Genomic DNA, 11,247 nt, shown 5'->3' on the forward strand with positions numbered 1-11,247 from the left:
GGGGCCTACGGCGGATTCTCGCATTCCGCCCCGTCGCTCCGGCCGAATGTGCCAGGGTTTTTTTCCGAAACCTCTTTTAGACATGGACAGTTGGGGGCTATTCAGCATGCCCGCATTCAGCCTGGTCGACGACCCGTGGCTGACCCTCGCCCCGAGGGGCGGAGGCCCTCCCGAACTCCACCCGGGACGCCACGCCCTGATCCACGCCGACGAGTTCGAGACACTCGTCGTCGACCTTCCCACCCAGGCACCGGCACTGCTCAGACAGTTCCTCCTGCCGATCGTCCGGGCCGCGCTCGGCCCACCCGGCGGCCGCGCCGGGTGGCTCGAGCGCTTTCGCGCCGGCGCGTTCGACAAAGACGAGAAGGAACGGCTGAACGCCTATCTGGACACCCATCGCGACCGGTTCGACCTCTTCCATCCGACGCACCCGTTCGCGCAGGTCGCGGGGCTGCGCACGGCCAAGGACGAGACCAAGGGCTCCGCGCTGCTCGTCGCGACCGCCGCCACCGGCAACAACGTGCCCCTGTTCGCGTCGCGGACGGAGGGCGACCCGCTGCCGCTCACCCCGGCCGAGGCCGCCCACTGGCTGCTGCACACCCACTGCTGGGACACCGCCGCGATCAAGACCGGCGCCGCCGACGACGACCAGGCGAAGGCGGGCAAGACGACGGGCAACCCGACCGGCCCCCTCGGACAACTCGGCGTCGTGGTTCCGACCGGCCGCACCCTGTACGAGACCCTCCTGCTGAACACCCCGTATCGCACGGGCGCCATCCCCGGCGACAAACCGCAGTGGGAACAACCGCCGGCCGGACACACCTGGAAGACCCGCGCGGCACACGGCCTGTCGGACCTGTGGACCTGGCAGTCCCGCAGGATCCGCCTCGTGCCCGAGGAGACGCACGACGGCACGGTCCGGGTCACCCGCGTGATCATCACCGCAGGTGATCGACTCAAGGAAACCCCCGACTTCGAACCGCACACCGCCTGGTCCATCCCCCCGACCGGCAGGAAGTCCCCCCAGACACCCATGCGTCGCCCGCGTCGCCACCAACCGGGGAAGGCGGCCTGGCGCGGCCTGGACGCCCTCCTGGAAGCGGACGTACGAACGTCCACCGGGCCGGGCAAGAGCTCCGCCGGCTTCGAGACCAGCGTCCTGGTGGACCAACTCCGCGACCTCGGCGACGCATTGCCCACCGACCACCCCGTTCAACTGGAGATGACCGGGATCTCGTACGGGACACAATCGGCCGTCGTCGACGACGTCCTCTTCGACGCCATCCCCCTGCCCCTCACCGCACTCGCCGCCGACAGCCCCGCCCGCGACGCCCTCCTCGAAGCCGCCGAACAGGCCGAGGAACTCGCCCGCGCGATCAACCACCTCTCGGCCGACCTGCGCCGGGCCGCGGGCGCCGACCCCATCCCCTGGGACAAGGGCCAACGACCCGGCGAACTGCTCCTGCACGCCCTGGACCCCCTGATGCGTCGCCTGCTCGCCGGCCTGCGCAGCGCCGCAGACGACGCCGACCTCGTCGAACGCGGCCTGCTCGCCTGGGAACAACTCGCCCTGCGGCACGCGCACGACATCGCGGATCGGGTCGTCACCGCCGCCGCGCCGGGCGTGTTCGCGGGCCGCACCGTCGACGACAACGGCCGCGAACGCACCTACCGCCTGGCCACCGCCGACGACAACTTCCGATTCCAGCTCCGACGGACCCTCACCCGGGCCACCGAGACCGCACGCCGCGACACCGCCGCGAACACACACGACGAGGACGAGGATGACGACACCTGACATCGAACGACGCGAACGGTACTGGGACACCCGTATCGGCGTCGACGGCCGTTGGCGCGTCGACCACGCCACCGGATACGTCGGGCCGCCGCCCGGGGCCGACCTCGCGGCGATGCGCACCGGACTGGGACGCACCCCGGGCGAGGCATGGGCCGTGTGGACGTTCAGCGTGTCCGAGGTCGACGAACACCTCGCCCGCCAGGACCGCATGTCCGCCGAACAACGAGCGGAACACGCCGCGCTGGCCCTGTACGGCCTCCACCAGCAGTCGCAGTCCACCCCGATGCACAAGTCCGGAGTACGCCCCGGACAGGCCCTGCGCGCCCTGCGGGCCACCGGGAAGTTCAGCGAACAGGCCGTCGACCGACGCGTCGACGCCGCCGCCACCGCCACCCGGGCCGAGGCGCTGCACATCCACCTCCGCGGCCTGGTCACCCAACTCCGAGCCGTCGCCCAACCCCTCGACTACAACACCCTGCTGGAAGACCTGCGCGAATTCGAACATCCGGACGGCCGCCGCCGGGTCCGCAGGCGCTGGGGCCGCGACTACTACGGCTGGAAACCGGACGCCGACCCCACACCGTGACGACCACGCCACCGGACGATTCCCTCGATCCCGCCCCGTACGTCCCACCCGTTCCAACCGCTCGAACCGTTCCACCGAACCCCGGAGAGATCATGACCGCCGCACCGCTGTACATCGACATCCACATCCTGCAGACCGTCCCACCCGCCAACCTCAACCGCGACGACCAGGGCAACCCCAAGGAGGCCTACTTCGGCGGCGTCCGCCGCGCCCGCGTCTCCTCCCAGGCATGGAAACGCGCCACCCGCATGCAATTCGCCTCCCACCAGCCCGAAGGCGAACAGGGCACCCGCACCAAGCGCATCGCCACCGAACTCGCCACCCGCCTCGCCCGCACCGGCGTCGACGGCGAACAGGCACAACGCCTCGCCACCGCCCTGCTCACCCCCCTGGGCGTCAAACCCGGCAAGAAGGCCGGCGACACCGCCTACCTGCTGTTCTACGGCCACCACCAAGTGGAGAACATCGTCGACCTCGTCGCCGACCGGGCCACCGACCTCGTCGCACTGGACGACACCGACCTCGTCGACGCAGTGAAGAACCTGCCCGTCGCCGACACACTCCGCACCGGACACCCCATGGACGTCGCCCTGTTCGGCCGCATGGTCGCCGACATCCCCTCCCTCAACGTCGACGCCGCCACCCAGGTCGCCCACGCCCTGTCCACCCACGCCGTCGAACTCGAATTCGACTACTACACCGCCGTCGACGACCAAAACACCGCCGAGGAAACCGGCGCCGGAATGATCGGCACCGTCGGCTTCAACTCCGCCACCCTCTACCGCTACGCCACCATCGGCCTCCACCAACTCGAGGACAACCTCGGCGACACCGACGCCGCCATCGACGCCACACGACTGTTCGTCCAGGACTTCGCCCGCGCCGTACCCTCCGGCCACCAGAACACCTTCGCCCACCGCACCCTGCCCAACCTCGTCGCCGTCGCCATCCGCACCGACCAACCCGTCAACCTCGTCTCCGCGTTCGAGGAACCCGTCCCCGGCACCGACGGCATCGCCGCCGACTCCGCCATCCGCCTCGCCGACGAATACGCCCGCGTCACCCAGGCGTGGGGCGGCCCGGAACACATCGACGTGTGCCACACCTTCGACACCAAATCCCCCGCCGGCGCACGACTCGCGGAGGTCTTCGGCGACACGAAACCGTTCCCCACGCTGCTCACCGGCCTCACCGCCCGACTCCAGGCCAGGACGAACGCGTGACCACCGACCACCTCGTACTCCTGCTGCGCCTCGCCGGGCCGATGCAGTCCTGGGGCGACCGCAGCGCGTTCAACCGCCGCGAGACCCGCCCCGAACCCACCAAATCAGGCGTCGTCGGACTCCTCGCCGCCGCCGCCGGCCGCCGCCGCGAGGCCGACATCACCGACCTGGCCGAGCTGCGGCTCGGCGTACGCGTCGACCAGGCCGGATCACTGATGCGCGACTACCACACCGTCAGCGACTACCGCGGGCAACCCTTGCCCCAAGCGGGCGTATCTGCCAAAGGCATCCAGAAGCCGACCTCACCCGCCAAACACACCCACATCACGCAACGCTTCTACCTCCAGGACGCCGTCTTCGTCGCCGGCATCGAAGGACCCGCCGACCTGATCACGACACTGGGCACCGCCGTCTCCAACCCGGCGTTCCCACTCGCACTCGGCCGCCGCTCGTGCGTACCCACACAACCCGTGAACCTCGGACTGCGCCCGACCGACCTCGAGACCGCACTGATCACCGAGCCCTGGCAGATCGGCGACCACGCCCGCCGACGCCAGGCCCGCAAGGGCCGCCCCGCCACCGTGCAACTGGCCGCGACCCTCGACGACCCCGACGGCGACGACGTCGCCCACGACCGCCCCGTCTCCTTCGACCCGCTGCGCCGCGCGTTCACGAGCCGCCGCATCCGCCACGCCTGGTTGACCGTTCCGTCCGGATTCGACAACCCGGATCCGGACGCGCGCTCCGCCGGCCACGACCCCTTCGCACTCCTGGACTGGTGACCCTCATGCCCTACCTGTCCCGCGTCCGGCTCAACCCGCTGCGCGGCGAGAGCCGGACGCTGCTGGCGAATCCGCGCGCGATGCGCGGTGCCGTGCTGGGCGGCGTCGCCGAACGACCCACCGAGGAACGCGTCCTGTGGCGACTGGACACGGACAACCCACGACGGCCGATGCTGTTCGTCCTCACCGAGTCCAAGCCCGACTGGACACACATCGTCGAACGCGCGGGCTGGCCCGACGCCGACGGCGAACACGCCGCCGTACGCGACTACACACCGCTCCTCGCACGGATCGCGGTCGGCCGCGAGTTCGCCTTCCGACTCACCGCGAACCCCGTACAGAACACGAGCACACCGCAGGCGCCCTCGACCATCCAGGGCAAACGCAAGTCCGCGGGCCACACGCGATCCTTCCGCATCGGACACCGCACCGCCGCCGACCAGACGGCCTGGTTCCTCAAGCGCTGCGAACGCTGGGGATTTACGGTCCCGGACGCACGCACGGACCCCGCGGCACCGGGGCTCGACGCCCCAGAAAGCGGCGAGGCCGCACGTGAAGTCCGGATCACCGCACGGCAACGCCACTCGTTCGGCAAGAACGGCCGCGGCGAATCTCCGGTGGTCCTGACCACGGCCACGTTCGAGGGACGGCTGCGCGTGACCGACGCCGCCCTGTTCGCGGAAAGACTGGTCGGGGGCATCGGCCCGGGAAAGGCCTACGGCTGCGGCCTGATGACCCTCGCCGCGCTGCCGGAAGGATCCTGAACGTGCCCGACATCTGGTGGAAGGCCCACCCGCACGACCTGCACCGCCTGGTCGATCGCGTCTCCAGCGTGTACGTCGAACGCAGCCACGTCGACCGCGACGACAACGCCGTCGTCGTCATCAACAAACGGGAGACCGTACGCGTCCCGGCCGCGATGATCGCCGTCATGCTGCTCGGACCCGGCACCCGCGTCACCCACCAGGCGATCGCGGTCCTCGCCGATTCCGGCACGGCGGTGTGCTGGGTCGGGGAACGAGGCGTCCGTCTGTACGCCACCGGCATCGGCCCCGCACGAGGCGCCGGACTGTTGCACCGGCAGGCATGGCTGGTGACCCGACCCAGGGAACGACTCGCCGTCGCCCGCGCGATGTACGGCATGCGCTTCCCCGGTGAGGACGTGTCGAAGGCCACGATGCAGGTGCTGCGCGGACGCGAAGGCAGACGAATGCGTGACGTGTACAAGGCCGAATCGGAACGTACCGGGGTGCCGTGGAAGCGCCGCGAATACCGCGCGGGGGACGCCTTCGCGGCCGGAGACGACGTCAACCGGCTGTACTCGGCGGCGAATGCCGCGCTGTACGGCATCAGCCACGCCGTCATCGTGGGCCTGGGCGCGAGCCCGGGCCTGGGCTTCGTCCACACCGGGACGGCAACGTCGTTCGTCCAGGACGTCGCCGACCTCTACAAGGCCGAGTACTCGGTCCCCCTGGCGTTCGATCTCGCGGCCAAGGGCCTCGTCGACGAACGCGACGCACGCGTCGGCCTGCGGGAACTCATCGTCCGCGACAAACTCCTGGGGAGAATCGTCGACGACGTCAAAGCACTGCTGACGCCCCAGGGAGTCGAAATCCCGGACGTCGAGGCCAACGAACTCTGGGACGATCAGACCGGCACCGTCGCCGGCGGCGTCGACTACGGCGGGGACGACACGCCGGACCTCGTCCGAGAGGCCTCGATGGGAGAGGACCACATCACCATCCTGGGCCCCGACTTCGACGAACCCACCGAGGGCGGGAGACAGTGACGGTCATCGTGCTCATCGCCGTCCCGGAAGGCCTGCGCGGCCACCTCACCCGCTGGATGGTCGAAGTCAACGCCGGCGTCTTCGTCGGCACCCCCAGTCGCCGCGTACGCGACCGCCTCTGGCAACTTCTGACCGAGCGCATCCGGGACGGACAGGCCGTAATGGCCGAACCGGCGAACAACGAACAGGGCTGGGCCGTTCGCACGGCCGGCCGCGATCGCTGGCGACCGACGGACTTCGACGGACTGATCCTGTCGGCACGTCCCGGAAAGTGAAGACATCAATAGGTGTGGTGGCATGATGCAACTAAATGAAATTCGTGTTACCTGCCGGTAGAAGCCCAGTTCAGGCAGCGTTGGCCCCGCGCTCGCGGGGATCGCTCCCCCCCACGCTGGTGGCCGCTCCTCGCTGCGGAGTTGGCCCCGCGCTCGCGGGGATCGCTCCCCCGTCATGTCCGGGAGCTCGACGCCCGCGGGGTTGGCCCCGCGCTCGCGGGGATCGCTCCGGCCGGAGTGCCCGGGCGAGTCGGCGTTCGCGGTTGGCCCCGCGCTCGCGGGGATCGCTCCTGCATGGGGATTGCGGTGAGTCCGCGCATCTCGTTGGCCCCGCGCTCGCGGGGATCGCTCGGTTATCGCCGGGGCGGGTGCCCTGGCCAAGCGGTTGGCCCCGCGCTCGCGGGGATCGCTCTCGCGCGAGCCCATGGGCCTGATGCCCAGATCTGTGGGCCCCGCGGAGATCGCTCGACGCAGAAGACCGGTGACACCTCCCGGAAGTGGTTGGCCCCACCTGCGCGGGGCCGACAGACCATCATGCCTACGTGCTGGGAACGGCCTGGGAGCATCCCCGCTCGCGCGGGGCCGACGCCGAGGTTGGCGCGTTCGCGCAAGTGGGTGCGGGAACATCCCCGTGTTCGCGGGGCCGACGCGGCCTGTGCGCGGCCGTCTTCTCCGCCTCGGCCGAGCAATCCCGCGTTCCCGGGGCCGACGGCGAGGTCGACGGCGTGCGCGGACACCGCCAGGAGCAATCCCCGCCTGCGCGGGGCCAGCTTGGCGCCGATGCGGGCGGCGTGCCGGTGCCAGGCCCGCCGAGCCGCCGGGCGGCGTGGTCGTAGCCCTGCAGGAACGCAGTCACGCCAGCGAGGGAGACGCGACCTATGTACATCCCGGGCCGCTTGGCAAAGAACGCAAGGTACTCGCGCTCGGTCATCTCGGTCGGATCCATCACCCCGGAATCCTCTCGTGCTGTCACAAGGCGGCCGCACACCGGCACTCGATCGGCACACCCAACCTTGTATTCACAAGTTCCCGACAGCATCAGGTACGTAGAAGCATCCCCGCTTGTGCGGGGCCGATGTCCCGGAGCCAGCACGGTACGGAGCGGATCAGGGAACATCCCCGTCTGCGCGGGGCCGACCTCCTCCCACACAAGCGGCCCGTGGCCCATGTCGGAACATCCCCGCCTGCGCGGGGCCGACCCTGATACCACATGCCGGCCCACGCCATACTCAGGAACATCCCCGCCTGCGCGGGGCCGACCGACCCCGGGGCCGGCCACGGCCCCGGGGTGGGGGAACATCCCCGCCTGCGCGGGGCCGACCGGCGAGGTCGCCGCGCGCGGTGCGGGGCGCCGGGAACATCCCCGCCTGCGCGGGGCCGACCGTGCGACCCGGCGTGCCCGGTGATCCCGGGAGGGAACATCCCCGCCTGCGCGGGGCCGACCTACTGAGGGAGGGTTCGTGCCGAACCTGGCTGGGAACATCCCCGCCTGCGCGGGGCCGACACCGGATGACCTGGGGTTCTACCAGCGGGTAACAGCTTTTTCACTCGGTTGCATCATGCCACCCATGCCTCGTTTCCGCGAGGTGAATCTCCGCCGGCACCACGGTGGTTCACCCCACCACCACCCTCCACGCACGGAAGCAACGCTCGCGCCCACCCGACTGCGGCCGGCACGACCGAGGACAACCCGGCCCCCGGCACCGGCAGGATCAACCGACCGACCGGCCCGCCGCCATACTGCGTCAGAACCACGCTCTCCCAGGGAGCGGCGCCTCTCGCAGATTCTCAACGCCGACGCAAAGCAATCCCGCTCGCGGAGCCGACTTCGCGTTCACCACCGCTGCCCCTATCCGGAGGGAGCATCCCCGCGCCCGCGTGGCCGATGATGTCCGGCTGTCGGCCCTCAACTTCGCGGAGTTGGGCAACCAATCATGAAATACGGCCTGCGGATATCGTTCCGAACTCAGGCACGCGGCCGCGTGCGCGGGGCCGACCCGGGTCGCGGACTCGTACTCCGCCCAGAGCTTGGAGCATCCCCGCCTGCGCGGGGCCGACCCCTCGATGACCTGGGCATTTACCAGTCGGTAACCATATTTTCATTCGGTTGCATCTTGCCACCCATGCGTTGTACGCAGCGAGGTGAACCTCCGTCGATACCAAGGTAGTTCACCCGACGATCCCCTCGGTGCCCGTGGAGCGGTGATCGTTCCGGCCCGACCGAGGAGCCCGATCGTCCCCGCAGTCGTACCCAGTGAGGCCCCGGATGCGGGCCGATCCTCGGGTCACTCACAGCCAGGCGGTGTGTCCCTTCCCGGCATTAACCTGACGATCGTCCGGCGGAACCCGGGGGTCGAGGAGTGGCTGTGGTACTCAAGGATCTGACGGAACGGGGTGCGGTTCTCCGTGCGATCGACGAGTTCGACGAGGTCGGGCAGGCCGCGTTTCTGAAGCATTACGAATACGGTCGGTCGACCCGATACTTCGTCGAGTATCGGGGCGCTGTCTACGACGTCAAGGCACTCGTCGGAGCAGCGTACGGGTATCAGTATCCGGACCGAGGGCCGTTGACGAGGAAACAGTTCAGCGGCGGGCAGGCGGCGGCGAACGCGGCCGTGGAGCGCCTGGGTTTCACGGTGGTCGACCGACATGCCGCGGTCTCGACGACCGGGACGGAGTTCCTCGCCCGCGTGGAGGCGGTGGCTCCCCAACGATTCAGGGATCGAACGGCGCTGCATCGCCCGTTGATGCTGCTCTGGGCCCTGAAACAGGTCCGCGAGAACGCACCCCGCCGGCTACGGTGGATTGTCCTCCGCGAGGCTCTCACCGACTTGGGCGAGAGGTTCGGCAACGCCCGCGACCTGAACGCCCAGGCGCTGTACCCGCTCTGGGCGCTGCGCAACGACGGGTTGTGGGAGGTGGACGGCACCGAACACCTGGCGCCCTCGCAACGCCCGACGCTGGGGGACCTGAACCGGGACAACCCACTCACCGGATTCCCCGCCGCAGACCACAAGTTGCTGAGGGACGAACCCCAAGTCCTCGAAGCCGCAATCGATCTCGTGCTCACAAAGTTCTTCGATCCAGCCCCGCCCAGACTGTCCGAATGGGTACGTCCCCACGCGCCAACCTCGGCTGTGGTTCCGCACGGGCGGCCCGGTGTCACCGAGGATGCCCGGAGCGAGGACCTGGAACTGCGCCTTGCGCTCGGCGACCCGAACGGCGACGGACCGATCCCCGAGACCGACCTCATCGAATACACCGCCCCCGACACCCGAACCGACCTGGCGCTCGAACATGCCCGCGCCGCGACCCGCACCGTCCGCGTCAGCCGCCCCGACGGAGCAGGAGGGCGGTACTTCGAGACTCGGGCACTGGCCGTCGGACGCTGCACGGGACCCTCACCCTCCAGCGGGGACACCTGGCTGCTCCAGCCCGTTCCCTCCGATGACCCGGAAACCTGGCCGCCCCCCGTACACGAACTCGTGACCTCGTCCCTCCAGGACACCATCAACGAACACCTACAAGCCACCCCGAGCAATACGACGAACCCCTACGCACTCCTCAACGAAAGAGCCACCCAGGGCGCCGACGACCGAATCGGCAACACCGTCGAGCGAGCGGTCGTCAAACGAGCGCGCAGCCGCAGTGCCCGTCAGGCCGTACTCGAACGCAGCGCCGGATCCTGCGAGAACCCACGCTGCCTCGGCCATCCCACCGAACTCACCGACGCCGGCCGACCCATCCTCGAAGTCGACCACATCCACGACCTCGCCCGCGGCGGCAGAGACATCCCCGAAGTGATGATCGCGCTCTGCCCCAACTGCCACGCCCTGAAAACCCGAGGCGTCAACCGCGACAACCTCACCAAGGAACTGCTCCACGTCGCTCGACAACGCCACGCCAACCACCTGGCGAAGACACCCTCCCCTCAAGACACGTGGAACGAGCCGAAATGACACCGCAGCCGAGAAAGCCCCCGAGAAGAATCGACCACACTCGTCCACGCCGGACCGGTTCCGGTGTTGTCTGGGGAAGGAGGCCGGATGCGCCCGACCTCCGGGCTGGTCGGGCGTCGGGAACTCGCCGGGCCGACAGGCGTTTCCTCCCGTCCGCCTGCTCCTGGTCGGGAGCATCCCCTCTTGCACGGGGCTGATCGCCAGGTCCAGCACGGCCGCGCCGTCACCCAGGGAGCAGTTCCCGCCTGCGCGGGGCCGACGCCGTCATGCCGCGCCCGACGCCTGCGAGTCCCGGAACATCCCCGCGCTCGCGGGGCCGACATGCGGGTCTGCGTCGTGCGCTGGTCTTTCAGGGGAGCATCCCCGCTCGCGCGGGGCCGACTGCAGCACACGGATCCGTGGACGGACGCGCAGGGGAGCATCCCCGCTCGCGCGGGGCCGACTGCGTGGATGCGTGCATCACGCTGCGGTTCGCGGGAGCATCCCCGCTCGCGCGGGGCCGACACGACCTCCCCGCCGACTCGGGCGTCCTCGACAGGAGCATCCCCGCTCGCGCGGGGCCGACCGCGTCGTGGCTGACGCTGGGTCAGGGGCCGGCGGAGCATCCCCGCTCGCGCGGGGCCGACGGGCGACCCCATCGAAGCCACACAGCGGCACGGGGAGCATCCCCGCTCGCGCGGGGCCGACCGATGACCCGCACCGAGCAGCCCGACGACACCAGGAGCATCCCCGCTCGCGCGGGGCCGACGTCCACGGCGGGGGTGGCGTTGCGGGCGGCGGGGGAGCATCCCCGCTCGCGCGGGGCCGACGCCATGAGGGTGAGGGCCAACGAGGC

The 11,247-nt window shown here is 70.0% G+C and carries 8 protein-coding genes and 2 CRISPR repeat arrays (1 of these 10 running past the window's edge); all 8 genes read left to right on the plus strand.

What is annotated here, in order from left to right:
* Nucleotides 1-106 precede the first annotated feature (106 nt).
* The 8 genes from casA to EMA17_RS36550 all read left to right on the plus strand — a co-directional run bounded on the left by casA (nucleotide 107) and on the right by EMA17_RS36550 (nucleotide 10,412).
* Entirely contained in the window at nucleotides 107-1,798 is a 1,692-nt protein-coding gene (gene casA, locus EMA17_RS36515) for a type I-E CRISPR-associated protein Cse1/CasA (protein ID WP_126641487.1), read from the plus strand.
* Nucleotides 1,785-2,384 (plus strand): type I-E CRISPR-associated protein Cse2/CasB, encoded by a 600-nt coding sequence (gene casB / locus EMA17_RS36520; RefSeq protein WP_126641488.1) that lies wholly within the window; start codon nucleotides 1,785-1,787, stop codon nucleotides 2,382-2,384. The genes casA and casB overlap by 14 nt, the downstream gene beginning before the upstream one ends.
* A 92-nt stretch (nucleotides 2,385-2,476) precedes the next feature.
* Nucleotides 2,477-3,607, plus strand: coding sequence for a type I-E CRISPR-associated protein Cas7/Cse4/CasC (gene cas7e, locus EMA17_RS36525; RefSeq protein ID WP_126641489.1), 1,131 nt, complete (start codon nucleotides 2,477-2,479; stop codon nucleotides 3,605-3,607).
* Nucleotides 3,604-4,389 (plus strand): type I-E CRISPR-associated protein Cas5/CasD, encoded by a 786-nt coding sequence (cas5e, locus tag EMA17_RS36530; protein ID WP_281290574.1) that lies wholly within the window; start codon nucleotides 3,604-3,606, stop codon nucleotides 4,387-4,389. Before cas7e ends, cas5e begins: the two co-directional genes overlap by 4 nt.
* A gap of 5 nt (nucleotides 4,390-4,394) precedes the next feature.
* Nucleotides 4,395-5,153, plus strand: coding sequence for a type I-E CRISPR-associated protein Cas6/Cse3/CasE (gene cas6e, locus EMA17_RS36535; RefSeq protein ID WP_126641559.1), 759 nt, complete (start codon nucleotides 4,395-4,397; stop codon nucleotides 5,151-5,153).
* 2 nt (nucleotides 5,154-5,155) lie between these two features.
* A complete protein-coding gene (gene cas1e, locus EMA17_RS36540) occupies nucleotides 5,156-6,178 on the plus strand; it encodes a type I-E CRISPR-associated endonuclease Cas1e (protein WP_126641490.1) in 1,023 nt (340 codons plus the stop codon).
* Nucleotides 6,175-6,453 (plus strand): type I-E CRISPR-associated endoribonuclease Cas2e, encoded by a 279-nt coding sequence (gene cas2e / locus EMA17_RS36545; RefSeq protein ID WP_126641491.1) that lies wholly within the window; start codon nucleotides 6,175-6,177, stop codon nucleotides 6,451-6,453. The genes cas1e and cas2e overlap by 4 nt, the downstream gene beginning before the upstream one ends.
* A gap of 79 nt (nucleotides 6,454-6,532) precedes the next feature.
* Nucleotides 6,533-6,865: direct repeats of the CRISPR family, unit length 28 nt; unit sequence GTTGGCCCCGCGCTCGCGGGGATCGCTC.
* A gap of 1,954 nt (nucleotides 6,866-8,819) precedes the next feature.
* The gene (locus EMA17_RS36550; RefSeq protein WP_126641492.1) at nucleotides 8,820-10,412 is read left to right on the plus strand and encodes an HNH endonuclease signature motif containing protein; all 1,593 of its coding nucleotides are present in this window, start codon (nucleotides 8,820-8,822) and stop codon (nucleotides 10,410-10,412) included.
* 293 nt (nucleotides 10,413-10,705) lie between these two features.
* Nucleotides 10,706-11,247: a CRISPR direct-repeat array (repeat unit 28 nt; unit sequence GGAGCATCCCCGCTCGCGCGGGGCCGAC) (it continues 523 nt past the right edge of the window).

The sequence above is a fragment of the Embleya hyalina genome, assembly GCF_003967355.1.
In the GTDB taxonomy this organism is placed as follows: Bacteria; Actinomycetota; Actinomycetes; order Streptomycetales; family Streptomycetaceae; genus Embleya; species Embleya hyalina.